At 51.0% G+C, this 26,481-nt stretch carries 19 protein-coding genes, 10 tRNA genes, 3 rRNA genes and 1 other RNA gene; 1 reads left to right on the top strand and 32 read right to left on the bottom strand.

Annotation, left to right across the window (positions count from 1 at the left end):
- Nucleotides 1–246 precede the first annotated feature (246 nt).
- Nucleotides 247–1,776, top strand: coding sequence for a gluconokinase (gene gntK, locus PBOR_RS00740; protein WP_425415527.1), 1,530 nt, complete (start codon nucleotides 247–249; stop codon nucleotides 1,774–1,776).
- A 121-nt stretch (nucleotides 1,777–1,897) separates the two neighbouring features.
- On the opposite strand, the gene PBOR_RS00735 is transcribed toward gntK, so the two are convergent.
- The 32 genes from PBOR_RS00735 to PBOR_RS00585 form a co-directional block, all read right to left on the bottom strand.
- Nucleotides 1,898–3,055 (bottom strand): acyltransferase, encoded by a 1,158-nt coding sequence (locus PBOR_RS00735; RefSeq protein WP_042210006.1) that lies wholly within the window; start codon nucleotides 3,053–3,055, stop codon nucleotides 1,898–1,900.
- A 60-nt stretch (nucleotides 3,056–3,115) separates the two neighbouring features.
- Nucleotides 3,116–4,330: an acyltransferase gene (locus PBOR_RS00730; protein ID WP_042210005.1), complete on the bottom strand. Its 1,215-nt coding sequence runs from the start codon at nucleotides 4,328–4,330 to the stop codon at nucleotides 3,116–3,118.
- Nucleotides 4,331–4,626: 296 nt separating this feature from the next.
- On the bottom strand, nucleotides 4,627–5,136 hold the full coding sequence (locus tag PBOR_RS00725) for an acyltransferase (protein WP_042210004.1): 510 nt from the start codon (nucleotides 5,134–5,136) through the stop codon (nucleotides 4,627–4,629).
- Nucleotides 5,133–5,786: a pyrophosphatase PpaX gene (gene ppaX / locus PBOR_RS00720; RefSeq protein ID WP_042210003.1), complete on the bottom strand. Its 654-nt coding sequence runs from the start codon at nucleotides 5,784–5,786 to the stop codon at nucleotides 5,133–5,135. Before ppaX ends, PBOR_RS00725 begins: the two co-directional genes overlap by 4 nt.
- Nucleotides 5,787–5,794: 8 nt before the next feature.
- Nucleotides 5,795–6,826 carry a prolipoprotein diacylglyceryl transferase gene (lgt, locus tag PBOR_RS00715; protein WP_042210002.1) on the bottom strand — a complete coding sequence of 344 codons (1,032 nt, stop codon included), beginning with the start codon at nucleotides 6,824–6,826 and terminating at the stop codon, nucleotides 5,795–5,797.
- A 12-nt stretch (nucleotides 6,827–6,838) separates the two neighbouring features.
- Complete coding sequence (gene hprK, locus PBOR_RS00710; protein WP_042132736.1) at nucleotides 6,839–7,777, bottom strand: HPr(Ser) kinase/phosphatase; 939 nt, start codon at nucleotides 7,775–7,777, stop codon at nucleotides 6,839–6,841.
- Between the two features lie 287 nt (nucleotides 7,778–8,064).
- Nucleotides 8,065–9,186 (bottom strand): ABC transporter ATP-binding protein, encoded by a 1,122-nt coding sequence (locus PBOR_RS00705; RefSeq protein WP_039302337.1) that lies wholly within the window; start codon nucleotides 9,184–9,186, stop codon nucleotides 8,065–8,067.
- 109 nt (nucleotides 9,187–9,295) lie between these two features.
- Nucleotides 9,296–10,387, bottom strand: coding sequence for a PucR family transcriptional regulator (locus PBOR_RS00700; protein ID WP_042210001.1), 1,092 nt, complete (start codon nucleotides 10,385–10,387; stop codon nucleotides 9,296–9,298).
- A gap of 114 nt (nucleotides 10,388–10,501) precedes the next feature.
- Nucleotides 10,502–11,446, bottom strand: a complete 945-nt coding sequence (locus PBOR_RS00695; protein ID WP_042210000.1) for an NAD(P)/FAD-dependent oxidoreductase — start codon at nucleotides 11,444–11,446, stop codon at nucleotides 10,502–10,504.
- 158 nt (nucleotides 11,447–11,604) lie between these two features.
- Nucleotides 11,605–11,677, bottom strand: a tRNA-Lys gene (locus tag PBOR_RS00690).
- 11 nt (nucleotides 11,678–11,688) lie between these two features.
- Nucleotides 11,689–11,771, bottom strand: a tRNA-Tyr gene (locus PBOR_RS00685).
- 5 nt (nucleotides 11,772–11,776) lie between these two features.
- Nucleotides 11,777–11,852, bottom strand: a tRNA-Phe gene (locus PBOR_RS00680).
- A gap of 27 nt (nucleotides 11,853–11,879) precedes the next feature.
- A tRNA-Asp gene (locus PBOR_RS00675) sits at nucleotides 11,880–11,957 on the bottom strand.
- Nucleotides 11,958–11,975: 18 nt separating this feature from the next.
- A tRNA-Thr gene (locus PBOR_RS00670) sits at nucleotides 11,976–12,051 on the bottom strand.
- Between the two features lie 30 nt (nucleotides 12,052–12,081).
- Nucleotides 12,082–12,157, bottom strand: a tRNA-Val gene (locus PBOR_RS00665).
- 9 nt (nucleotides 12,158–12,166) lie between these two features.
- Nucleotides 12,167–12,243, bottom strand: a tRNA-Met gene (locus PBOR_RS00660).
- Between the two features lie 24 nt (nucleotides 12,244–12,267).
- Nucleotides 12,268–12,359, bottom strand: a tRNA-Ser gene (locus tag PBOR_RS00655).
- Nucleotides 12,360–12,441: 82 nt separating this feature from the next.
- Nucleotides 12,442–15,369: ribosomal RNA gene (locus PBOR_RS00650) — 23S ribosomal RNA — on the bottom strand.
- A 241-nt stretch (nucleotides 15,370–15,610) separates the two neighbouring features.
- Nucleotides 15,611–15,686 (bottom strand) — tRNA-Ala (locus PBOR_RS00645).
- Between the two features lie 32 nt (nucleotides 15,687–15,718).
- Nucleotides 15,719–15,795, bottom strand: a tRNA-Ile gene (locus tag PBOR_RS00640).
- 44 nt (nucleotides 15,796–15,839) lie between these two features.
- A 5S ribosomal RNA gene (gene rrf / locus PBOR_RS00635) occupies nucleotides 15,840–15,956 on the bottom strand.
- A 125-nt stretch (nucleotides 15,957–16,081) separates the two neighbouring features.
- Nucleotides 16,082–17,637: ribosomal RNA gene (locus PBOR_RS00630) — 16S ribosomal RNA — on the bottom strand.
- The 16S, 23S and 5S rRNA genes sit together here with 10 tRNA genes alongside, the layout of an rRNA operon.
- Nucleotides 17,638–17,943: 306 nt before the next feature.
- Nucleotides 17,944–18,210 (bottom strand): pro-sigmaK processing inhibitor BofA family protein, encoded by a 267-nt coding sequence (locus PBOR_RS00625; RefSeq protein ID WP_042209999.1) that lies wholly within the window; start codon nucleotides 18,208–18,210, stop codon nucleotides 17,944–17,946.
- Between the two features lie 28 nt (nucleotides 18,211–18,238).
- A complete protein-coding gene (locus PBOR_RS00620; RefSeq protein WP_042209998.1) occupies nucleotides 18,239–18,505 on the bottom strand; it encodes a DUF2508 family protein in 267 nt (88 codons plus the stop codon).
- 213 nt (nucleotides 18,506–18,718) lie between these two features.
- Nucleotides 18,719–19,318, bottom strand: a complete 600-nt coding sequence (gene recR, locus PBOR_RS00615) for a recombination mediator RecR (protein WP_036698882.1) — start codon at nucleotides 19,316–19,318, stop codon at nucleotides 18,719–18,721.
- Between the two features lie 36 nt (nucleotides 19,319–19,354).
- Entirely contained in the window at nucleotides 19,355–19,666 is a 312-nt protein-coding gene (locus tag PBOR_RS00610; protein WP_039309650.1) for a YbaB/EbfC family nucleoid-associated protein, read from the bottom strand.
- A 49-nt stretch (nucleotides 19,667–19,715) separates the two neighbouring features.
- Complete coding sequence (gene dnaX, locus PBOR_RS00605; protein WP_042209997.1) at nucleotides 19,716–21,488, bottom strand: DNA polymerase III subunit gamma/tau; 1,773 nt, start codon at nucleotides 21,486–21,488, stop codon at nucleotides 19,716–19,718.
- 134 nt (nucleotides 21,489–21,622) lie between these two features.
- Nucleotides 21,623–21,891, bottom strand: an RNA gene (ffs, locus tag PBOR_RS35970) — signal recognition particle sRNA large type.
- 114 nt (nucleotides 21,892–22,005) lie between these two features.
- Nucleotides 22,006–22,203 carry a 50S ribosomal protein L31 gene (gene rpmE / locus PBOR_RS00600; RefSeq protein ID WP_042209996.1) on the bottom strand — a complete coding sequence of 66 codons (198 nt, stop codon included), beginning with the start codon at nucleotides 22,201–22,203 and terminating at the stop codon, nucleotides 22,006–22,008.
- A 122-nt stretch (nucleotides 22,204–22,325) separates the two neighbouring features.
- Entirely contained in the window at nucleotides 22,326–23,603 is a 1,278-nt protein-coding gene (locus PBOR_RS00595; RefSeq protein WP_042209995.1) for a radical SAM family protein, read from the bottom strand.
- 25 nt (nucleotides 23,604–23,628) lie between these two features.
- Complete coding sequence (gene rho / locus PBOR_RS00590; RefSeq protein ID WP_042209994.1) at nucleotides 23,629–24,987, bottom strand: transcription termination factor Rho; 1,359 nt, start codon at nucleotides 24,985–24,987, stop codon at nucleotides 23,629–23,631.
- A gap of 167 nt (nucleotides 24,988–25,154) precedes the next feature.
- The gene (locus PBOR_RS00585) at nucleotides 25,155–26,408 is read right to left on the bottom strand and encodes a UDP-N-acetylglucosamine 1-carboxyvinyltransferase (protein ID WP_039309636.1); all 1,254 of its coding nucleotides are present in this window, start codon (nucleotides 26,406–26,408) and stop codon (nucleotides 25,155–25,157) included.
- Nucleotides 26,409–26,481 lie beyond the last annotated feature (73 nt).

Here is a 26,481-nt window from a genome sequence, read left to right as displayed (position 1 = left end):
GCTGAGCTTATCCCCCCTCTTTGCCACCGTCATTCCCTGCGAATATAATAAGCTGTAGAACGTGAACTTAACAATGTTCCCTGCGAAGTGGCGTGATTCCTTATAAATCAGGCTAGACAGCCTCTCCACCCCTTCATTCTTAAGTTCATCCTATATAAATATAATTGTACTTTATTTCCTGCATTAAGTATTCCCGGTATCTATTTCAGAGCAGAAAGAAGGACTGACCGCTTGAATACATCCTATATGATCGGCGTTGATATTGGAACCACCAGCACCAAGGCTGTCCTCTTCAAGGAGAACGGAACAATCGTCGCACAGAGCAATCAAGGCTATCCGCTTCATCAGCCTTCCCCTTCTGTCGCAGAACAGGACCCCGGCCAGATTCTGCAAGCCGTAATCCATACCATAGCAGCGGTCATGCAGGACAGCCACATCTCTCCTGACCAGATTCTGCTTGTCTCCTTCAGCTCAGCCATGCATAGCGTCATCGCTGTAGATTCTTCCGGCAAACCGCTGACTGCCTGTATCACTTGGGCCGACAACCGGAGCAGCGCCGCTGCCCGGCGGCTGAAGAATGAACTGAACGGGCATGAGCTGTATATGCGGACAGGAACACCTGTCCACCCAATGTCTCCGATTACCAAGCTGATGTGGCTCGGTGAGGAGCAGCCGGAGCTGTTCAGCCAGACCCATAAATTCATCTCCATCAAAGAATATATCTTCTTCAGGCTGTTCGGCGATTATGTAATCGATCATTCCATTGCCTCATCTACAGGCATGTTCAATCTGGAGAAGCTTGACTGGGATGCTGAGGCGCTCCGTATTGCCGGTATTACTCCAGAACGTCTATCAAGACCGGTGCCAACCACGCAGCTCATGCAGGGGCTGCTTCCGGGGCTTCCGGAAGAGCTTGGGCTCCTGGCCACCACCCCGTTTATTGTAGGTGCCAGTGACGGTGTCCTGTCCAATCTGGGGGTTGGCGCCATAGAGCCGGGGGTTATTGCCGCTACTATAGGCACCAGCGGTGCCATCCGCACCGTGGTGGACCGGCCGCTGACCGACCCGAAGGGGCGGATCTTCTGCTATGCACTAACGGACAAGCACTGGGTCATTGGCGGACCCGTGAATAATGGCGGCATGCTGTTCCGCTGGGTGCGTGATGAGTTCGCCGCCTCAGAGGTAGAGACCGCGAAGCGCCTCGGCATTGACCCTTATGAGGTGCTCACCCGCATTGCCGAACAGGTGCCTCCGGGCAGCAATGGACTGCTCTTCCATCCGTATCTTACCGGTGAGCGTGCCCCGCTGTGGAATCCGGATGCCCGCGGCTCCTTCTTCGGATTAAGCATGAATCACCGCAAGGAACATATGATCCGCTCGGTGCTGGAGGGTGTCATCTTCAATATGTACACCGTACTGCTCGCCATGGAGGAGGTTATCGGCCAGCCGGGCAGAATCCTGGCCACTGGCGGCTTCGCCCGCTCGGCTCTATGGCGGCAGATGATGGCGGATATATTTGACCAGGAGGTTGTGGTTCCCGAGAGCTTCGAGAGCTCCTGCCTCGGCGCAGTTGTACTCGGGCTGTATGCCATAGGCCGGATCGATTCCTTCGATTCCGTATTCGGGATGATCGGCTCTACCCACCGCCATGAACCCGTCCAGGCACATGCCAAAGTCTATAAGCAGCTGCTGCCCATCTATATCTCCGTATACCGGAGCCTCGAAGGCCAATATCAGGCAATTGCCGATTTCCAGCGTGAACAAGCCGGGGAGTAGTCTGCAAGCGTGCCAATATCTGAATAAAAGCGCCGACCGGCCCGCATCTGCGGCCAGTCGGCGCTTTATTATTATTCTGGAATTGTAGTCACATTTATTTCTGAATTTCAAGCGTACACGATTACACTGTTGCTTTAGGCGCCGGCTTAACCTTTTGCGGCGCAGAACCAAACAGTACCCATGCCGGCTTCACATAACGGAAGACGAGGGCGACGACCAGCCAGGAGCCGGCGAAGGCCACCAGCCAGCCCCCGGCAATTGCAGCCGTGTAGGCAAGCGATCCGCCGTGCAGCGGCAGCTTTCTATAGAAGAAGAGCAGCGCCGGATGCAGCAGGTATATCCCGAAGGAGCAGGCACCTGCAGAGATCAGCAGTCTTGCCAGCAGACTCCGCCCCGCTCCGTACAGCAGGAAGGACAGCTGGAACAGCACAAGACAAGAGAGCAGTGCATGAAGATTGGAGAAGCCTTCATACCATAGACTGTTGATAACCGTCTTTTTCGTATAATTGTTGAACCACAGCTCCACATGAACGATCCCTGCAGCGGCCCATAAGAGCCATAGTACTACCCAGCTTGCCCCTTTACCGGAGCGCCAGCCTTCGCGGGTAGGAATCAGCCACTTTTTCAAAGAGCTGTAATATACCGCAATCGCTGCACCGAGCAGGAAATAAGAGAAGTACGTGATCGCAAGACTGCCCTTAGACAGCTGCCAGTACCCGTGATTGGCCATATATTTGTTCAGCAGCACGAAGCCCCACTGCAGCGCAAGGCCGATGACCGGTGCCCACGCCGCCAGACGGCGGACCTTCTGCAGACACCAGAGCATGAGCGGGAACAGCACATAGAACTGGATAATGATAATAATATAGTAGAGATGGGTATATGCCGTACCGGTCCACAGATATTTGCCGAATTTGGCCGCCTGCTCATTAAGAGGCATGCCCCAAGTGTGCCCGGCAGTCATTTTTAATATAAAGTACAGCACCGAAAAAACAAGATACGGCACAATAATATAAATCAGCCTTCGGCTATAGAATTTGGCAAGTGTCTTGCCACTTAAGCGGCGGTCAAAATAATTGTAGAACAGCACGAACCCGCTTAGGAACACGAACGAAGGTACAGCGAACTGGCTGAACTTGTTAATGAACAGAAACGGATGAAACAAAGACGTATCCAGTGTTTCCGCCAGTGTCCGCGAAGTGGCATGAATCGCTATGACAGCAATGATCGCAATCGCCCGGAATATATCGAGCTGCGGAATTCTTTCTTTTTGAGCCATTATCTTTCCTCCTGCTTAGACCCGCATCCCTGATGCCTGAATTGGGTTTCTGTTGAACTCTCATGATTTACTGATATCTTTGCCTTCGAGCACTCCACCATTTGTGCTCCCGCGCACAGGCTTATCCTTCAACGGAGGGGCAAGTGAACGCGGTACGCTCCCGAATGCCACCCAGGACAGGCGGATGCGGCGGAACGCAAATTGCACAATGATCCAGCTGCCGGCCAGCGCCACCGCCAATCCTCCGTAAATATAGAATACATAGGTTAACGAATCTGTTGGGATACCCGTGCCGAATCTTCTATACATTGCAAGCAGCAGAGGATGAATCAGATACACCGCAAATGAAATCTCGCCCAGCCGGGTCAAAATAGCAACAATCACCTTCGGTGCCCTGCGGTAAATAAGAAAAGTGGCATACAGCAGCACCAGCGCCGACAGTATCGTATGTACATTCCAGAGCAGCTCGTACCACAGCGAGTCCGTCCATACCCCGAAGTGGCGGGCTCTATACCATAACTGCACATGGGTGAAGGCTGCCCCCAGCCACAGTGTCACCAGCAGCACAGTCAGCACTTTATGCCCGGTTGCCAGTTCACGCCAGGGCTTCATCAGCCACTGCTTGATCTGTTCGAAATTTATAGCGATATAAGCGCCCAGCATATAGTATGCCAGATAAGAGATCGACAAGCTTCCTTTTTCCACAATATGCAGCTGGTACTTGTTCCAGATAATGAATACCCACTGCAGCGCAAGTCCAAGCGGAAAAGCCCAGCGCACCCACAGCCGTGAACTCTGCAGCAGCTTGAGCAGCAGCGGAAACAGCAGGTAGAACTGGATACTGATGAATACGAAATACAAATGCGCATAAGCTGAACCCGTAAATAAGGCTCCCAGGAAGCTGGAGACGCTCTCTGCCAGAGGCTGTGTCAGCTTACCATTAACGTACAAGGTCAATCCGTAATAGCCGATGGAGGCCAGCAGATAGGGGAGCAGAATGTACTTCAGCCTACGCCGGTAAAAGCTTCCGATCAGGCTCCGCGTCACGGGCCTACCGTAATAATTATAGAACAGCACGAAGCTACTGAGAAAAATAAATGACGGCGTACCGAATTTGAAAAAAATGTTGATCCAGTTCAGCCAGTAATAATAGGGCGACTGGAGTGCCATTTCTCCGGCCGCAAAAGATGATGAGTGTACATGCAATACGCCCAGTATCGCCAGAGCACGGTAAATATCCAGCTGGGGAAGGCGTTCCTGTTTAGCTGCATTCACTTTAAGATTCCTCTTCTCTGCTATGATGGCTGTTCATCGGCGCCAAGCGGAAGTGATACCTATCAGGAAGTCTGCCCCTGCTGATTATTTCGTTCTGATATGTGTGCTGCGCGTCCGTACGCGGAATAACCCGCTCCTGCAATTACAAGTATACCGCCAATATATACCCGCCGAACACTTAAAGGTTGCTTAAGATTACTTATTTCACTCCCCTTACGAAGTTAACGCAAGAAACCCTGCAGCTCCTGCGCAGATACACGCAATATGAAACTGCAGGGTAAAATGTTACCTGATGACTATTCTTCTATCCCATTCACCGCTGAACCCGGCGGACGCAGCTCACGCAGCGGATTGCCCCCGACAAACGAGCCGGCAGCTACATTCTTATGCACGACAGACCCCGCTGCAACAACCGCCCCATCTCCAATAGTAACGCCGGGCAATATCGTTGTGTTGGCTCCGATCAGTACATTTTCACCGATAATGACTTCACCCAGCCTGTACTCTTTAATGAGGTATTCATGGGCAAGAATGGTTGTGTTATAACCGATTACCGAGTTTTCGCCGACAGTGATCATTTCAGGAAAAAACACGTCCACCATCGCCATTAGCCCAAACGCGGTATGCTTGCCCACCTTCATGCCCAGTACCCTGCGGTAAATCCAGTTCTTAAGCGGCAAGACCGGACAGTAGCGGGCAATCTGGATGAAAATAAAATTGCGCACACCCTTCCACGGGCTGACCGTGCGGTAAATATACCAGAGCGAATTATGGCCCTCCACCGGATAGCGGGTTAACTTTCTCACGGCTGCTTCGTCTCCTGCTCCACTATAGTATACAAGTCTGTCATGTCGTGGATGATGTAATCCGGGTCGTACTTGCGCAGCATGTCCTCACCTTTAAGCGACCAGGCAACACCAGCGACACGCACACCTGCTGCTTTAGCAGATTGAATATCGACAGCACTGTCACCCACCATCAGGGTTCGGGCCGGATCAACACCCAGATTAGCAACCGCTGTTAGAACAGGCTCAGGATGCGGCTTAGGCTGAATGACATCATTAACCGTCACAATCGTATCCATATACTTCAGCAGGTCGAACATTTCCAGCGCTTTGAGTGTAGTCGGACGGATCTTCGTTGTTACAATCCCGAGTTTTATTCCCCGGCTTAACAGCCCTTCCATAGTCTCATTCACATGAGGAAACGAACGGATCAGCTCATCATGATGCGCATAATTATATGAACGGTAAGAAAGCTCCAGCACGCTTGTATCCTGCAGACCGGAGAATGCACTCATCTGCTGCTGGAGCGTAGTTCCCATATGGGGAATAATCTCTTCCCGGGTTAGAACCGGCAGGTTATTCTCCTTCAGCGCATGCATGAATGAGCCGATGATCAGCTCATTAGTATTCACAATCGTTCCGTCCAAGTCAAATAACACGCATTCTATCATTCGTTCTACTACTCCTTTGTTTCCTTATCTTCAGATGAACCCTCCACCGGCTGAATAGGCTGAGGAGCCTTCTGCGGTGTATGGACTGCACTCTCGGGAACGACAGCATCTGCTGCCGCCGGTTTAGTGCTGACAATCGGATCAGAATAATGAGCCTTCGGCTGACCGCTTACACGCCGTACAATGATCAATGCAACTGCAACGACAATGATCAGTAGTGCCAGCAGCTGTGAGATACGGACATTACCGTAAGCCGGATCGAAATACCCCTGCTCAAATCCCAGCCATTTCATTGGACTCCAAAGACCATTAATGAACGATGCCAAACCGCTGCTCCCGTTAAATCCAAGACTGTCCGTGCGTAAAGCTTCAATAAAGAAGCGGCCGATCGAATACCAGATGAAATAAGACATGAAGATTTCCCCGGCACGGATGAATTTCTGGCGGCGCAGTACCATGAGGAGCAGAATTCCCAGCAAGCTCCAGAGCGATTCATACAGGAAGGTTGGATGGTGGAACGCATCCCCTATGTACATTTGATTCACAATAAAGTCCGGCAGATGCAGCTTGTCGCGCAGGAAAGATTCCTCTACAACACCGCCATAGGCTTCCTGATTAATGAAGTTACCCCAACGGCCGATCATCTGACCGGCAAGCAGTCCAGGTGCACAAATGTCCACGATTCGCCAGAACGGATAACCCTTGTAACGGAAATAAATAATTCCGCAGATGATCGCCCCGATCAGCGCGCCATAAATAGCAATACCGCCATTCCAGACCTTGAATATATCCAGCAGGTTGTCCTTATAATCTTCCCACTTGAACGCTACAAAATAAATCCGCGCGCCAATGATCGCTGAAGGGACTCCGAGCAGCAGCATGTCCATGAAGAACTCCTGCGGAATGTTGTAGCGTTTGCCTTCTTGAATAGCAAGGAATAATCCGGCTAATGCACCAAGACCCAGTATCAACCCATACCAGTGAACAGGCAGCGAACCGATGGAGAAGACAATCGGATTAATCGCTAATGAAAAAAACATGCTCTCACACTCCTAGTCCAGATCATCCATGTCTTCAGAGATGGTGGCTGTAAGTTTATTCGTAAATTGTAGAGCCGCGTTAAAGCCCATTTGTTTCAACCGGTAGTTCATCGCTGCAACCTCGATAATTACCGCAAGGTTACGTCCCGGACGTACGGGGATCGTTACAAGCGGCACATCGGTGTCAATGATCCGTGTAGTCTCCTCGTCCAGTCCGAGCCGGTCATATTGTTTATCCTGCTGCCAGGCTTCAAGTCTAACGACCAGTGTGATCCGCTTATGATTACGGATTGCCCCGGCACCGAAGAGAGTCATTACATTAATAATCCCTACCCCGCGGATTTCAAGCAAGTGACGAATAAGTTCCGGAGCTGTGCCATGCAGCTGGTTATCCGAGGTCTGACGGATCTCTACAGCATCATCCGCGATCAGACGATGACCGCGTTTCACCAGTTCCAGCGCTGTTTCACTTTTACCGATACCGCTGCTGCCAGTAATCAGCATACCCACACCATATACATCACAGAGTACGCCGTGAATAGTAGCTGTGGGTGCCAGTCTGCCTTCCAGGAAGCTTGTCAGTCTGCTTGAGAAAATTGTGGTCGCCATCGAGCTGCGCAGCACAGGCAGTCCTTTTTCATTGCTGATTTCAATAAGCTCCTGCGGAACATCCAGCGCACGGGTAATTACAATACAAGGAGTGTTGTCGTTACAGATTCCGCGAATCCGGCTTTTGCGTTCTTCCTCAGGAAGCATCGAGAAAAAGGCCAGCTCTGTTTTGCCCAGCAGCTGAACACGTTCTTCCGGATAATATTCGAAATAACCGGCCATTTCCAGTCCCGGACGATTCAAGTCATCCACTGTAATCGGTCTTTTCAGACCCTCTTGTCCGGAAACAACCTCTAATTGAAAATGCTGTACCAATTCTGATACCTTTACCTTCTTAGCCATGTATGTCCGTCCTTTCGTCACCTGCGGTTGTGCCCGCTTCCTGCACCCTGGTTCACAACTTTTCCCATTCCAGCTACAGGTAATTCTCCTGCTATCTTAATTGATAACGCCTATGAATGCAATCTTATTACCTATGGTGTTGCTAAGGCAGTCCTGACGAAATGCCCTGCTTTCCGGGTCTTTGGACCAATACGTTTTATCTCCGGCTCCACATGCCTAATACAAGAAAAAGCCGCCTGTGAGGGCGGCTTTCTTCTATTATAACCTATATCCCGCTGTGCTTTGTCTTATCCCAGCAGAATGTTCAGTTCGGACTCTTTATCGAAGAGGTGAATTTTGTTCATGTCGATTGCCAATTTAGGCTTGCTGCCTTCACGGGTAGTGGAACGTCCATCTACACGGGCAATTACAGTGTTAGCGCCAAGGCCGCTCAAGTAGAGGAGCATTTCATGACCAAGGTTTTCGGTAACATCAACGAGCGAAGTGAAGATTGTGTTAGGGGAAGCTTCCAGGAATACTGGCTCTTCATGGATATCTTCTGGACGAACGCCCATGATTACATCTTTGCCGATATAACCTTTGTTGCGCAGGATTGTAGCTTTGCCTCCTGGAACTTCAACATCAAGGTTATCCGCGCGGAAGCGGACAGCGCCGCCAACATCGGAGAGTGTACCATTGATAAAGTTCATTGTTGGGGATCCGATGAATCCTGCAACGAACAGGTTTGTAGGCTCATTGTACAATTCTTCAGGGGAAGCTGCTTGTTGAATGATACCATCGTACATAACTACGATACGGTCACCCATGGTCATAGCTTCTGTCTGGTCATGCGTTACGTAGATACAAGTGGTTTCAAGGCGTTTAACCAGCTTAGTGATTTCAGCACGCATTTGACCACGAAGTTTAGCATCCAAGTTGGAAAGAGGCTCATCCATCAAGAAGACTTGCGGATCACGGACAATAGCGCGGCCCAGAGCGACACGTTGGCGTTGACCACCGGACAGTGCCTTAGGTTTGCGTTCCAGCAAATGCTCGATATCGAGGATTCTTGCTGCTTCGCGCACTTTCTTGTCGATTTCTTCTTTCTTCACTTTACGCAGTTTCAGACCGAAAGCCATGTTCTGATACACGCTCATATGCGGGTACAGGGCGTAGGATTGGAATACCATCGCGATATCGCGGTCTTTAGGAGCCACGTCATTCACTACACGGTCGCCAATGTACATTTTACCTTCGGAGATTTCTTCAAGACCTGCGATCATACGCAGTGTTGTGGATTTACCGCAACCGGAAGGACCAACCAGTACGAGAAATTCCTTATCTTTAATATCAAGATTGATATCGATTACTGTCGCTTTATCGGAACCCGGGTATTTTTTGAAAATATGCTCTAAACGTACGCCTGCCATTGTATTTCCCCCTCGAGTCAATTATTGGATTAGAAAATCAAACGCTTTCTTGTACACTTATCTTACCCCAGACCTGGCCTCCTGGCTATTTGCAAGGTTCACAAAAATCCTATTTTCTTTTCGTCACTTTATACAATAACATGGCTAACTTCACAATTGCAGCATCCCCGAAGCTGCGGACGTCGGCTCCCGTCTCCTGCTTGATCTTGTCAAGTCTGTACAGCAGCGTGTTCCGGTGGATATACAGCTTCTTCGCAGTCTCACTGACATTGCAGTCCATTTCAAAGAATGTCTCCAAAGTCAGCAGCATTTCTTTATCCGCCAGCACAGCCGTATAATCACCGATCTGACCCAGCAGCTGTCTGCGGCGGTCATCAGGGATACTGTTCACCAGACGCTCCATATGAAGCTCCCATGGCAGATGGATATAATCGCCTACCTGGAAGATCCGGCCCAGAATAATCGTTTCACGCAGCAGAGCCACGGAACCTGTCAGCCCTTTAACCGGGATGATAGCCGGAGAAACCGCCAGATGGAAGACCCCAACCCATTCACTGGCAATCAGTTCATGCAGTCCCATAGAGGTCTGAGACAGCAGATCCTCTGCACTTTCTTCCTCATCTTCCTTATCATCTCCGCCGGTGAGCAGTTCCTTACGGGCTAAAATTAACCATTCTTTATCCTGCAGGGGAATTAACAGAACTTCATTCTCAAAATAACTGCGCAGCAGCTTCATTAACGAACGGTACGTCATCTGAGGATTATGGACATTCTCACTAACCAGCAAAAAAGGAATCATATCCCCGAACAGCCGGCCTTTCAGCGTAATATCATCCGGAATCTCCGTATCATCCTTCTCTTGCTCGAGCTGTGCGTTCAGCCAGCTGCTGAGCTGACGGGCTTCCATCTCGCCCTCTTCCTTAAGTCCGGTAGCCTTGAGGGCAACCGCGAAGTTCCGGCCGGCATAATCGACCAGCTGCAACTCCAATGGTGACAGCCCTTCTGTCTCCACCCACACCGCGGTTATACGTCCGTCATTGTCATAAAGAGGAATCCATAGATATCCCTCATGAATTACCGCTTGCTCCTGCTCCGTGCCCATGCCAAAAAGAGAAGCTGAATGCTGCCTCCCGAGCTGCTTGATTCCGGTTCTCTTTCCGGTGAGTTGCTCCAATTTTTGACGCAGAACCTCGCTATCCATCGTCACCATTCTCCACCACTTTTGCTCTTTTCGCCTATTTTATCATATTTTGCTACAACATGCGGAATAGCTCTCCTGAACCCTAAGTGACAATTGGCTTTGTTTATCCACAATCTATTTTTCCGCAAAACGTTTCTTGGCTGGAGGAAAGACTACCGGACTCATTTTCTTCAGAACCTTATGCATCCAGATCCCGGCAATTGCTCCTTCACCCATAGCCACCGTCGCCTGCTCCGCATGAACGGCAACATCTCCCGCCACCCATACATGCTCTATATTAGTCATTAATGAACGTTTATTAGCCTCTACATGCTTGTTCTTATGAAGCGTCACTCCCAGCTGTGCAGCAAGCTCCGAATGCACTGGATTCTGGCCAAAAGCAATGAACCCGCGCTCTGCCGGCAGCACTTCGCCGCTCTCCAGGACTACCGCCTCAATTCTTCCGTTCTCTTCCTCGATGTGGGCTACTGGTTCTTCGATATACTGTATATCCTCATCATTCAGCCGAATACGATTCTCCGCCGACACGGGGGTGCGCTCATGATTAATGTACGTCAGATCACCCGTGCGTTCCCGCAAAACAAAAGCCATATTAGCACCTACATCGCCAGAGCCCATCAATACGGTCTGCCGGTTCTGAATCTCAAAGCCATCGCAGTCCGGGCACACATATATTGTTTTGCCAAGAGTAGGTAATAAGCCGGGCAGCTCAGGAAAGCGGTCCATTACTCCTGTAGCAAGAAGCAGAACCCTGCATATATACTGCTGTCCCCCGGCTCCATGAAGTATGAATAATTCATCCGGTTTCTCTGCCTTAACTATTCTATCCTTCTGAAACTCTACACCTGCTCTTTCCGCCTGAAGTCTCCCCCTGGCCCGCAGCTCTTCACCCGGCACACCATCAGGCCAGCCCAATATATTATGATAGCTCCGGCATAAACTGGATCTTCCGCCTCCAGCATCAATTACAAGCACCTGATGGGCTGAGTACCGCCCCAACTGAATAGCCGCCTGAAGCCCGGCAAAACCGCCGCCGACTATAATCGCATCATAGATCAATTGTCATTCCCTCATTTCTGCAGCATTATAGACTTATAATTAAACGAGGAGAGAGGTTTTAAACGAGTTCCGGGTAATTTGCGTGTTTTTTATTATTCCATACCTCCAGAAAACATAAAAAAAGCCATCACTTTAAAGTGATGACTTCTTGATTGGGATGAGCCATGAAGGACTCGAACCTTCGACACCCTGATTAAAAGTCAGGTGCTCTACCAACTGAGCTAATGGCTCATAAAAAGGGATGGAGGCTGATGGATTCGAACCACCGAACACGTACGTGAGCAGATTTACAGTCTGATGCGTTTGGCCACTTCGCTAAGCCTCCATATATGGTGGCGCGGGAGGGAATCGAACCCCCGACACAAGGATTTTCAGTCCTTTGCTCTACCGACTGAGCTACCGAGCCATAAAAAAAGCCTTAAAACAAAAAAAATGGCGGAACCGACGGGATTCGAACCCGCGATCTCCTGCGTGACAGGCAGGCATGTTAGGCCAACTACACCACGGTTCCACAATTTAATGTAAAAAATGGTGCCGGCGAGAGGACTTGAACCCCCAACCTACTGATTACAAGTCAGTTGCTCTACCAGTTGAGCTACACCGGCACGGTGTAAGGTGGATCTAAGATTTAAAAATGGTGGAGGCTGAGGGGTTCGAACCCCCGACCCTCTGCTTGTAAGGCAGATGCTCTCCCAGCTGAGCTAAGCCTCCGGGTATGTATGGTAGCGGCAGAGGGGATCGAACCCCCGACCTCACGGGTATGAACCGTACGCTCTAGCCAGCTGAGCTACGCCGCCACACTACAAGTATTGGATTTATAATGGCGGAGAGAGAGGGATTCGAACCCTCGCACCGCTTACGCAGTCTAACCCCTTAGCAGAGGGTCCCCTTATAGCCACTTGGGTATCTCTCCAAATAAATGGTAGCCATGTAAATCCGCACAGGAAATTGATTCCTGAAAACTGAATCCGAAACGAATCTGCGTGTTAGAATTGTTGGATAAGCCCTCGACCGATTAGTATTGGTCAGCTCCATGCATTGCTGCACTTCCACCTCCAACCTATCTACCTCGTCGTCTTCAAGGGGTCTTACTAATTGGGAAATCTCATCTTGAGGGGGGCTTCACGCTTAGATGCTTTCAGCGCTTATCCCGTCCGTACGTAGCTACTCAGCCATGCTCCTGGCGGAACAACTGATGCACCAGCGGTACGTCCATCCCGGTCCTCTCGTACTAAGGACAGCTCCTCTCAAATTTCCTGCGCCCACGACAGATAGGGACCGAACTGTCTCACGACGTTCTGAACCCAGCTCGCGTACCGCTTTAATGGGCGAACAGCCCAACCCTTGGGACCTACTTCAGCCCCAGGATGCGATGAGCCGACATCGAGGTGCCAAACCTCCCCGTCGATGTGGACTCTTGGGGGAGATAAGCCTGTTATCCCCAGGGTAGCTTTTATCCGTTGAGCGATGGCCCTTCCATGCGGTACCACCGGATCACTAAGTCCGACTTTCGTCCCTGCTCGACTTGTAGGTCTCGCAGTCAAGCTCCCTTATGCCTTTGCACTCTGCGAATGATTTCCAACCATTCTGAGGGAACCTTTGAACGCCTCCGTTACTCTTTAGGAGGCGACCGCCCCAGTCAAACTGCCCGCCTGACACGGTCCCCGTACCCGCTTAGGGTACTAGGTTAGAACCTAGATACGATCAGGGTGGTATCCCAACGGCGCCTCCGCAGAAGCTTGCGCTCCTGCCTCAACGGCTCCCACCTATCCTGTACAGATCGTACCCAAATTCAATATCAAGCTGCAGTAAAGCTCCATGGGGTCTTTCCGTCTTGTCGCGGGTAACCTGCATCTTCACAGGTATTAAAATTTCACCGGATCTCTCGTTGAGACAGCGCCCAAGTCGTTACGCCATTCGTGCGGGTCAGAATTTACCTGACAAGGAATTTCGCTACCTTAGGACCGTTATAGTTACGGCCGCCGTTTACTGGGGCTTCGGTTCACAGCTTCGGGTTTAACCCCTAACCACTCCCCTTAACCTTCCAGCACCGGGCAGGCGTCAGCCCGTATACTTCGCCTTGCGGCTTCGCACAGACCTGTGTTTTTGCTAAACAGTCGCTTGGGCCTTTTCACTGCGGCCCCCTCGGGCTATTCACCCTACCGAGGCACCTCTTCTCCCGAAGTTACGAGGTCATTTTGCCGAGTTCCTTAACGAGAGTTCTTCCGCGCGCCTTAGAATTCTCTTCTCGCCTACCTGTGTCGGTTTGCGGTACGGGCACCTTCTCCTGGCTAGAGGCTTTTCTTGGCAGTGTGAGATCATGACCTTCGCTACTACAATTTTCGCTCCCCATCACAGCCCAGCCTTACGGTGTGCGGATTTGCCTACACACCAGCCTCACTGCTTAGACGGACATCCATCAGTCCGCGTCACTACCCTCCTGCGTCACCCCATCGCTCATAGCGGATTACGGTGGTACAGTAATTTCAAACTGTTGTCCTTCGACTACGCCTTTCGGCCTCGCCTTAGGTCCCGACTTACCCTGAGCGGACGAGCCTTCCTCAGGAAACCTTGGGCTTTCGGCGGATCAGATTCTCACTGATCTTTTCGTTACTCATACCGGCATTCTCACTTGTATGCTGTCCAGCGCTCCTTACGGTACACCTTCAACCCACATACAACGCTCCCCTACCCCAGATGCAAAGCATCTAGCCATAGCTTCGGTGGTGTGTTTAGCCCCGTTACATTTTCGGCGCAGAGTCACTCGACCAGTGAGCTATTACGCACTCTTTCAATGGTGGCTGCTTCTAAGCCAACATCCTGGTTGTCTGTGCAACTCCACATCCTTTCCCACTTAACACACACTTGGGGACCTTAGCTGATGGTCTGGGCTGTTTCCCTTTTGACAATGGATCTTAGCACTCACTGTCTGACTCCCGGCAAGAAGTTAATGGCATTCGGAGTTTGACTGAGCTTGGTAACCCTTGCGGGCCCCGCACCCAATCAGTGCTCTACCTCCACCACTCCATTCACCGAGGCTAGCCCTAAAGCTATTTCGGGGAGAACCAGCTATCTCCGAGTTCGATTGGAATTTCTCCGCTACCCCCACCTCATCCCCGCATTTTTCAACATGCGTGGGTTCGGGCCTCCAGTGCGTGTTACCGCACCTTCACCCTGGACAGGGGTAGATCACACGGTTTCGGGTCTACGTCCACATACTCAGTCGCCCTATTCAGACTCGCTTTCGCTGCGGCTCCGGCTTCTCACCTTAACCTTGCATGTTAAACGTAACTCGCCGGTTCATTCTACAAAAGGCACGCCATCACCCATAGATCGGGCTCTGACTTTTTGTAAGCACACGGTTTCAGGTTCTATTTCACTCCCCTTCCGGGGTGCTTTTCACCTTTCCCTCACGGTACTGTTTCACTATCGGTCGCCAGGTAGTATTTAGCCTTAGCAGATGGTCCTGCTGGATTCATACGGGGTTTCACGTGCCCCGCACTACTCGGGATCCGTCTCGGAGAGAACACAGTTTAGGCTACAGGGCTTTTACCTCTATCGCGGGCCTTTCCAGACCTCTTCACCTACCATATTCCTTTGTAACTCCATGTGAGACGTCCCACAACCCCAAGAGGCAAGCCCCTTGGTTTAGGCTGTTCCGCGTTCGCTCGCCGCTACTGACGGAATCACTATTGTTTTCTCTTCCTCAGGGTACTTAGATGTTTCAGTTCCCCTGGTCTGCCTCTGCGTATCCTATGTATTCAGATACGAGTAACTGCGAATTACCACAGCTGGGTTTCCCCATTCGGACACCCCCGGATCAAAGCTTGCTTACAGCTCCCCGAGGCAGTTTCGTTGTTCGCCACGTCCTTCGTCGGCTCCTGGCGCCTAGGCATCCTCCGTGTGCTCTTATTAGCTTAACCAATCGCTCCGGTATTGGCTCATTCGCTCATCTTGTTTTAAACAGCGCTTCCGGATGAATCCGTCCGCTATTCTGTTTAAAGCCAAAAGTCCCTCATAATCCAAAACCATCGCTCAGCATGACTAATAACTATTTCAACTTGCTTTCACAAGTTTCAGCTAAAAGATGTTCTAAAACGCAAATTCGTTTCGGTATCCAGTTTTCAAGGATCAAGTTCTTGCATATACTCTTGTAAAGATAATTGGTGGAGCCAAGCGGGATCGAACCGCTGACCTCCTGCTTGCAAGGCAGGCGCTCTCCCAGCTGAGCTATGGCCCCATAAAGGGATTATTCAATTCTAAAATGTTATATGGTGGGCCTTGGTGGACTCGAACCACCGACCTCACCCTTATCAGAGGTGCGCTCTAACCAACTGAGCTAAAAGCCCATATAACAGATAACATGTTGAAACAACCAATAAATTGATTGTTCGCTTGGCGGCGTCCTACTCTCCCAGGACCCTTCGGTCCAAGTACCATCGGCGCTGGAGGGCTTAACGGTCGTGTTCGGGATGGGTACGTGTGGAACCCCTCCGCTATCGCCACCAAACGCATACGAAAGAGACTTGCTCTTTCAAAACTGAACACGAGTGAGTGTCCGAACCCGAAGGTTCTATTGTGGAAGCTTTAGCTTCCGATTTGAATGTCACCGTTGCAGGTGACGATTCTCCATAGAAAGGAGGTGATCCAGCCGCACCTTCCGATACGGCTACCTTGTTACGACTTCACCCCAATCATCTACCCCACCTTCGGCGGCTGGCTCCCTTGCGGGTTACCCCACCGACTTCGGGTGTTGTAAACTCTCGTGGTGTGACGGGCGGTGTGTACAAGACCCGGGAACGTATTCACCGCGGCATGCTGATCCGCGATTACTAGCAATTCCGACTTCATGCAGGCGAGTTGCAGCCTGCAATCCGAACTGAGACCGGCTTTGCTGGGATTGGCTCCACCTCGCGGTTTCGCTTCCCGTTGTACCGGCCATTGTAGTACGTGTGTAGCCCAGGTCATAAGGGGCATGATGATTTGACGTCATCCCCACCTTCCTCCGGTTTGTCACCGGCAGTCACTCTAGAGTGCCCAGCCTTACCTGCTGGCAACTAAAGTCAAGGGTTGCGCTCGTTGCGGGACTTAACCCAACATCTCACGACACGAGCTGACGACAACCATGCACCACCTGTCTCCGATGCTCCGAAGAGGGGCACTATCTCTAATGCTTTCATCGGGATGTCAAGACCTGGTAAGGTTCTTCGCGTTGCTTCGAATTAAACCACATACTCCACTGCTTGTGCGGGTCCCCGTCAATTCCTTTGAGTTTCAGTCTTGCGACCGTACTCCCCAGGCGGAGTGCTTACTGTGTTAACTTCGGCACCAAGGGTATCGAAACCCCTAACACCTAGCACTCATCGTTTACGGCGTGGACTACCAGGGTATCTAATCCTGTTTGCTCCCCACGCTTTCGCGCCTCAGCGTCAGTTACAGCCCAGAAAGTCGCCTTCGCCACTGGTGTTCCTCCACATATCTACGCATTTCACCGCTACACGTGGAATTCCACTTTCCTCTTCTGTACTCAAGTCACCCAGTTTCCAGTGCGACCTCAGGTTGAGCCCAAGGTTTAAACACCAGACTTAAATGACCGCCTGCGCGCGCTTTACGCCCAATAATTCCGGACAACGCTTGCCCCCTACGTATTACCGCGGCTGCTGGCACGTAGTTAGCCGGGGCTTTCTTCTCAGGTACCGTCACTCCGGTAGCAGTTACTCTACCGGACGTTCTTCCCTGGCAACAGAGCTTTACGATCCGAAAACCTTCATCACTCACGCGGCGTTGCTCCGTCAGGCTTTCGCCCATTGCGGAAGATTCCCTACTGCTGCCTCCCGTAGGAGTCTGGGCCGTGTCTCAGTCCCAGTGTGGCCGTTCACCCTCTCAGGTCGGCTACGCATCGTCGCCTTGGTGAGCCGTTACCCCACCAACTAGCTAATGCGCCGCAGGCCCATCCCCAAGCGGCAGATTGCTCCGCCTTTCATTCTCTCTTCAGGAGAGGAAAGAAATTATCCGGTATTAGCTACCGTTTCCGGTAGTTATCCCAGTCTTGAGGGCAGGTTGCCTACGTGTTACTCACCCGTCCGCCGCTAAGTTAATCAGGAGCAAGCTCCATCATAACTCCGCTCGACTTGCATGTATTAGGCACGCCGCCAGCGTTCGTCCTGAGCCAGGATCAAACTCTCCAAATTGTATTTAGAAAGAGCGATTGCTCATTTTGAAACATCTGACGAGAATTGTTATATTCTCTAATTTGGATCTCACCAAGGTGATTTCCGATACTCACTCGTTGTTCAGTTTTCAAAGATCAATGTCTCATGTTTTGTCGCCGATGTTTGTTTCAGCAGCGACCTTTATAATATATCACAGCACCTTTGTTTCAGTCAAGCGTTTTTTTAATTTCTTTTTTCGCTTTAGCTTTCAGCAAGTTATCCGAGAACATCTTGCTCAAAGGGCCGAGACTTAATGTATCATAAATCAATAACCTGCGTCAACCTTTAAAACAAAGTTAATTTTAAACCGAGCAGCATTAGTACCCCCGGCAGTCCAAGAATCGTTACTGCGCCTATGGTTGTGGGATTCAGCGGAATATACACATCCGTTAGAATACCGGAGAAGTTAACGATATAAATACCGATTGCAGCCAGAATAAGATGAGTCCCGAATACACTTATCCATGCCCAGCCCAGTTTTTTTCTGAAAACAATTAGAATCAGCAGAAGTCCTGACAGAATCAGCACACCCATAGCAACAGTTCTTAGCATCGTGATCCTCCTCTATAATTATTCCCGGTTACATCGGCAGCTGGCTCCGGTTGAGTCCCAGTCTCTTGGCATGCTTAAGGTGAATCTGATATTTTCGCTCTGCCGCTTCCAGTATATAGATGGCATAGTCGATCTGGTCCTGCCCCATTGCCTCATCAAACATCAGATATGCCCGCTCCCACTCCGACTGCGCTTTGCGGACCTCCTGATACACCGTACCCCATTCCTCTTCCGTATGGGCATCATTCGCCCCTTCTGCATCTCTGCTCAGCCACTTAGCGTTCCACCATCCCATCGTGATCCCCCCTATATGAATGACTACTGGCGCAGCCGGTGCCGCAAACCCGTTAATCTCATACATATCGGAATAGGGACAAACTTAGAACCAGGAAGCTGTGCCTGTCTAACCTTTTATTGGACATCAGCTATTTCAGGAGAATGTAAATTCTTAGCTATTAAAAAAGGGAGCCCTATGGGCCCCCTTAAATATAATTCAATGACAGAACGCTTAGAACAGCTCACGACGGCCTTCCAGCGCCTTCGACAGGGTTACCTCATCCGCATACTCCAGATCTCCGCCTACAGGCAAGCCATGGGCTATCCTGGTGATCTTGATCTCGAACGGACGCACGAGACGGGAGATGTACATAGCTGTCGCCTCACCCTCAATGTTGGGATTGGTCGCCATTATCAGCTCCTTCACCCGCTCATCACTAAGTCTGGTCAGCAGCTCCTTGAGCCGTATATCATCAGGCCCTATGCCTTCCATAGGCGATATGGCTCCCTGCAGCACATGATAATAGCCGTCAAACTCTTTGGTTCTTTCTATAGCCACCAGATCCTTGGAGTCCTGAACCACACAAATTACCGAAGCATCGCGGGTTTTGTCCTGGCAGATCCGGCACGGGTCAGTATCGGTAATGTTACAGCAGACCGAGCAATAATGAAGGTTCCGTTTGACACTGACCAGGGCCTTGGCGAAATCAATCACCTCATCCTCCTTCATGTTCAGCACATGAAAGGCCAGCCGGGCAGCTGTCTTCGGGCCAATCCCCGGCAAACGTGTAAAAGCTTCTATTAGCTTGGCTAGCGGTTCTGGATAATACAAAGTAATGGTTCTCCTTTGGTCGGGAGTGGAGTAAGCCTAGAATAAGCCAGGGATCTTCATTCCGCCGGTGAATTTACCCATATCGTTGTTAGCCAACTCTTCAGCCTGGGTAAGAGCATCATTGACAGCAGTGATCACGAGATCCTGCAGCATTTCGATATCTTCCGGATCAACAACCTCCGGTTTAATCTGGATGGACAGCAATTTTTTGTGGCCGTTCACTTGAACGGTAACCACGCCGCCGCCGGACGAGCCTTCAATAGTCTTGCCGCCAAGTTCCTCTTGGGCTTTGAGCATTTGCTCCTGCATTTTTTTAACCTGCTTCATCATTTGGTTCATATTATTCATACATCGTCTCTCCTTTGGGATGCGCTTCTGCGCTAATATGCTTAAAGCTCTATTCTTTTATGACAACAAGGTCTTCTCCAAAGAGCTGGATCGCCTCGTCAATCCATGGTTCGGGTTTGGCTTCAACAGTCTCGTGTTCATGCTCCAGACGCAGTTCTTCTGTACTGGCCTTGGAAGCTGATTTGGTCGCGGCCTCATTCCAGTCACGCAGCAGCATCGTCACCAGCCGGTATGGTTTACCCAGCTTGGCACTCATTACGTTCTCGATGACCTGCCGGTTGGCCGGCTTCTCAGTCGTGTCCCGGTGAATCGTGTTCTTGAAGGCGACCAGCACTGCATCTTCCATAACTGCCACCGGCTCACCATCTACAAACCAGGCATGTACGGTTACCTTCTCTTCCTTCACACCCTGCAGGACATGGCTCCACTGCTTATAGACATTGCCAAAATCAGCGCTGTCTTTACCTGCAATGAACTTATCGAGCTGCGGCGGAAGCTTGGCGGCAGATGATACCCTTGGAGCGCTTGGCTGGACGGCCGCTCTCTGCGGCGCAGCCTGCTCACGCCCTCCGCCGGCAACGCCTCCGGATTGGATGGCCTGCTCAAGCTTCTTCTCCAGCGCTGCAATCTGCCGTTTGAGCATATCCAGCTCTCCCGCATCCGCCGGGCTGGAGCTTCTTCCCGCTTCAGGTGCTACAGCACTCAAGGACGGAACGCCCGCCGAAGGAGCGGCTTCCTGCTGGGTGCTGCACAGCTTCATGAGCGCTACTTCAAATAAAGTCTGCGGATGAGTGGCATATTTCATCTCTCCAAGATAACGGCTCAGCGTCTCCACAATCAGGAACAGCCGGTCACGTGTAAAGGCTGCTGCCATATCACGGAATTCCGCCGGATTCAGCACACGGTCCGTTAGCTGGTCTGCCCCCGGCACCATCTTGATCATAAGTAAATCACGGAAATAATACAAAAGATTCTCCAGACACTTGTCGGCACTCTTACCCTCGTGCATCAGCTGCTCGACAAGTTCCAGCAGCAGACCCATATCGCTTTCCAGAATGGCTGTAGCAAGACGGGCAAACTGCTCGGATGGAATCCCTCCAGTCATTCCCAGCACCTGCTGATACGTCACATTCCCGTCTGTAAAAGACGAAATCTGGTCGAGTATGCTCAGCGCATCACGCATCCCCCCGTCAGACAGACGGGCGATGTACTGCAGTGCATCTGCATCCGCTGTGATGCCTTCCTTCTGGCATATCTCTGACAGCCAGCCGGTCTGTTCCTCCAGGGAAACCCGGCGGAAGTCAAAGCGCTGGCAGCGTGAAATGATCGTAGCCGGCAGTTTATGAGGCTCTGTCGTTGCCAGAATAAACATTACATGCGGCGGCGGTTCTTCCAGCGTCTTAAGCAGGGCGTTGAACGCCTCTGTTGTCAGCATATGCACTTCATCAATAATATACACTTTTCGGCGTACTTCGGTAGGTGCATATTTCACCTTATCCCGCAGATCGCGAATCTCTTCAACACCCCGGTTGGAGGCCGCATCAATCTCCTGGACATCCATTACGTTGCCCGCTGTGATCCGCAGACAAGACGGACATTCATTACATGGCTCCGGGCCCGGGCCCCGCTCGCAATTGACCGCTTTGGCCAGTACCTTGGCAGCACTTGTCTTACCGGTCCCCCGCGGGCCGCTGAACAGATAGGCATGCGAAACCCGCTGTTCACGGATCGCATTCTGCAGCGTCTGGATAATATGCTGCTGCCCTACCATATCTTGAAACGACTGCGGCCGCCAAGCACGGTACAGCGCGATATGTTCCACTATGCATTACCCTCTCTCAGGCTGCCGCTTTCCGGCATTTGTCGCTAATTTATTATACTATATTCCCCAGTCTTTGACCAAAAACAAAAAGCATCTTCGCTTGTGGCAAAGACGCTATCATAATAATATTTAAACCGTGCACCCGTTATTGATGACTGCGATCCAAGCGGCAACCCTACAAAACTGCTCGGGCTAGGCCACCCTCCGGCACAAGAGTAAACTCACTTATGGCTGCTTCCTTCCGGACCTGACCAGGTTCATAAGCACTCATTGCGGAGGACCCAACCGTCAACACAGCCCATAGGAACCAAGGCCTCACATCGACAGCACCTCTAACAGGAATTCAACCTCGCTACAGCGGATTGCGAGTTACAGGGCACCGCTACCTCCCCGTCTAGCACGGCGAAGATAAGTATAGCTTACGGCCGGACAAAAATCAAATGTAATTAAAAGAAGACCCCAGCAGCTTCTACAGCCGCAGGGGTCTCAATCCTTATACCGCTAAGCGGCAGTGCATTTAGATACCGTATTTCTTCTTGAATTTATCAACTCGGCCGCCGGCATCCAGGAACTTCTGCTTGCCGGTGAAGAACGGATGGCAGCTGGAGCAAATTTCGATGCGGAGCTCTTCTTTGGCAGAGCCAGCTTCAAAGGAGTTGCCACAAGCGCAGGTTACCTTAGTTACATTGTACTTGGGTTGAATTGCTGTTTGCATTTGAATATTCACCTCTCACGCCCTAAGCCTCATGCGGACTTAGAGTTATATGATTACGCAAGCTACATTCTAGCATGGAAGCCGAGGCGCTGCAAGAGGTTGGGCAAGACTCAAGTTATCGGTTACCGGTGCACTCTGCGCTGCTTGGTGCGGGCCAGTTCAGCAGGCGGAACATGGGTGAAGGAGCCAATCACAACATCCGGCAGCTCCTCGCGGAAGATCTCAAGCATCGTCTTCATCCCAAGTATCTCGCCTTGTGCAGGAGGAATCAGCTCCAGATAGCTCTCCGGGTCAATATTAAGATTCCGCATCTGAATTAGCTTAATATCTGTACGTCTGACGAACTCAACCATCGCCTCAATCTCTTCTTCGCGGTCCGTGACACCCGGAAAAATCAGATAATTAATGGAAGTGTACACTCCCTGTGAAGCTGCATATTTCAGAGACTTCTCTACATTAGCCAGTGTATAACCGCGCGGCTTGTAGTATGCATTATAGTGATCATCCAGCGCACTGATTATGCTGACCCGCATAAGGTCAAGGCCAGCATCCACAATACCGCGGATATGATCGCTTAACCCTGCGTTTGTATTGATATTGATATAACCCATATCCGTAGCGGAGCGTACTTCACGGATGGACTCAATGATTATCTTCGCCTGGGTAGAAGGTTCGCCTTCACAGCCCTGCCCAAAGCTAACAATAGACTCTGGCGTCTTCAGGTGCTCCAGCATGACCTGTGAGACTTCACTCACTGTAGGACGGAAGTTCATCCGCGTCTGCGGCGACACAAACCCGCTGTCATCAGGCTGTTCCGAGATACAGCCGAAGCAGCCGGCATTGCACGAGTAGGAGACCGGAACAGCACCTTCCCAGCGGCCCAAGAAGGTATTGGAAGAGGTCAGGCACTCGTATTCCAGCGCACAGTTGGACAGATGGCCGTACAGGCGGTTCTCGGGATACTTGGCGGTCAAATTACCAACACCGGCCTTTACATCTTCCCGGTCACAATTCAAAGGGTTCCACTGCTCCGTATCATCTGTAGGATCCGCCGCTACATAGAATCCGCCATCCTTCCACACTACAGCGGAATAACCGAAAAGCGGAAGCTTATACGACTTATCTGTCTTGACATAGCCGGGAAGGCACAGACGGGTAAAGCCCTGCGGCAACAGCGCTCCAACAGCCTGTGAGCCTGCGGGCAACGGCATCATTTCGCCTGTCCCGGGATTCATCCCTATTGCTCGCGTATTAGGCAGACCTACTAGAGTAGCGCCTTCAGGCAGCGGGATCAATTCTTCCTCCAGTATCTCAACAATCATATCCCCGCTGCGGGCCAGCCCGTACAGCTCGGGATGATCATATACGTTTCCTTGCCCGTCGGCATATACCAAATACATGTTAGTCTCCTCTTGTTATCAATTCTCAGGTTGTAGGCATAGAAGGCGTCTTGGGCCGCGTAGTACGGCGGGCCGATGAGCCGCTGTTCGATGTTCCGCCTTTGCTGGCAGTACTGTTTGCTGACGAGGAATCCTTGTTGCCGGCCACATCAAAAGAGGCCAGGAACTCAGCATTCGTCTTGGTGTCACGCAGTTTTTTCAGGAATCCTTCTACGAAGTCGTAGGATTCATTCATATTTTTGCGGATCGACCAGATGGTATCCAGTTCTTCCTTGCTAAGCAATACTTCCTCGCGCCGTGTACCCGAACGGCGGATATCGATGGCCGGGAAGATACGGCGTTCTGCCAGCTTGCGGTCCAGGTGAAGCTCCATATTCCCTGTACCTTTGAATTCCTCGTAAATAATATCGTCCATGCGCGACCCGGTATCGATCAGCGCTGTTGCAAGTATAGTCAGGCTTCCGCCTTCTTCTACGTTCCGCGCAGAACCGAAGAAACGCTTAGGACGATGGAAGGCCGCAGGATCAATCCCTCCGCTCAGTGTCCGGCCGGATGGCGGAACCACTAGATTGTAAGCACGGGCCAGACGGGTAATGCTGTCCAGCAGAATAACGACATCTTTCTTGTGCTCTACAAGGCGCAGTGCCCGCTGCAGAACAAGCTCAGCCACTTTGATATGATTCTCCGGAAGCTCGTCGAACGTTGAAGCTACCACCTCGCCCTTGACGGAACGCTGCATATCGGTTACTTCCTCAGGACGTTCATCAATCAGCAGTACAAACAGTGCAATCTCAGGATTGTTGGTGGAGATACTGTTGGCAATTTCTTTTAGGAGGAGCGTCTTTCCTGCTTTGGGAGGTGCTACAATCAAACCGCGCTGCCCTAAACCTACAGGAGCAAGCAAATCCATTATTCGGGTAGATAAATGGGTAGGGGATGTTTCAAGCGGCAGCTTGTCTTGCGGATAAAGAGGTGTAAGTGCCGGGAAATGTAATCGTTCAGCTGCACTGGCCGGGTTCTCTCCATTGACGGCATTGACTTGAAGCAATCCGAAATAACGTTCATTCTCTTTGGGTGTCCGGCATTTCCCGGATACAAGGTCGCCGCTTCTAAGATCAAACTTGCGGATCTGCGAAGCAGAGATATAAATATCCTCCGCACTCGGCAAGTAGTTAATCGGTCTAAGGAAACCGTAACCTTCCGGCAGGATCTCAAGTACGCCTTCCATAAACATAAGACCGCTCTGCTCAGCCTGCGCCCGGAGAATCGCGAAGATCAGCTCCCGCTTCTTGAGCGTTCCGTAATAAGGGATCTGGTATTTCTTAGCCAGCTTATACAGATCGGTCAGCTTCATTTCTTCCAGATCGGAAATTTGAAGATCCATGTGTGATAACCACCTATTCAATTTTTATAATGAGTTCTTCCGGCGGGGACTGCCGGGCAAAATATGAGTCTATGAAAATGCTTATTAGGATAGGATTACCCGAATTGGAAGGAGATATGCAGTTTAAAGGCAAATTTCGCTCCTTCCATTCGTTCCGGGTAAAGTACTTATTCGTTCTCGCGCCAGACTTCGGCACCTAAATTGCGCAGGTTGCTTACGAGGTTATCATAACCGCGGTCTATATACTCCACGCCTGTCACTTCGGTAATACCTTCCTCAACGGTCAGTCCGGCAATCACCAGAGCCGCACCTGCCCGTAAATCGGCAGCCTTCACCTTCGCGGCATTGAGCTTGCCGCCCTCAATAATTGCGGAACGTCCTTCAACGCGAATCTTGGCGCCCATACGGACTAATTCAGGCACATGCTTGAACCGGTTGCTGTATACGAAATCGCTCAGGACGCTAACGCCTTCAGCCTGAGTCAGCATGCTTGTCATCGGAGATTGCAAATCTGTGGCGAAGCCGGGGTATATCAACGCTTTGACATCAGCATGCTGGTACTTGGCTCTGCCGATGACCCGGATACTCTCATCCAGCTCTTCTATATCTACTCCCATTTCCAGCAGCTTGGCGGTCAGCGCCTCCAGATGCTTGGGAATCACGTTATCTATCAGCACATTGCCACGCGTTGCCGCAGCGGCAATCATGTATGTTCCCGCTTGAATTCGGTCAGGAATGATGGAATGGCGGCAACCATGCATTTCAGTTACGCCTTCAATCCGGATCGTTTCTGTACCGGCGCCTTTAATAACAGCGCCCATAGAGTTTAATAGGGTAGCTACATCTATAATCTCAGGCTCTTTAGCCGCATTTTCAATAATTGTAGAGCCTTTGGCACGTGAGGCCGCCAGCATAATATTTATTGTGGCTCCAACACTGGATACATCCAGATAGATCTTTGCACCACGCAGTTCCTTGGCATACAAGTGAATAGAGCCATGATCGTTGGTTACAGTCGCACCAAGCGCTTCAAAGCCTTTGATATGCTGGTCAATCGGACGGGGCTCAAAATTACAGCCGCCGGGAAGACCAATAGTCGCCTCTTTGAATCTGCCGAGAAGCGCACCCATCATATAATAAGAAGCCCGGAGTTTCTTGACCGGTCCGTTAGGCATGGGAATGGATACGATACGGGAGGGATTAATTCTCATCTGGCTGCCGGTCCACGATACACTCGCGCCAAGCTCCTCCAGAATTTCGGAGTAAACGGCCACATCACTAAGAGCAGGCAGGTTATCCAGCACCACCTCAGATTCAGCCAAAATCGCCGCTGGAATAAGCGCAATTGCGCTGTTCTTTGCTCCGCTGATGGTTACAACGCCCTCTAGCGGACGTCCGCCGCCAATCATTAATTTTTCCATAAATTTATCTGGTTCCCCCTACGTGTATTGCGGCTTGTTCTGGCAATACCAGCTGTGGCTTGTGGTGACATGG

It is taken from the genome of Paenibacillus borealis (assembly GCF_000758665.1).
In the GTDB taxonomy this organism is placed as follows: Bacteria; Bacillota; Bacilli; order Paenibacillales; family Paenibacillaceae; genus Paenibacillus_AQ; species Paenibacillus_AQ borealis.
Note: the sequence above shows the minus strand (reverse complement) of the source record. Positions and strands in the feature narration are given on the sequence as shown.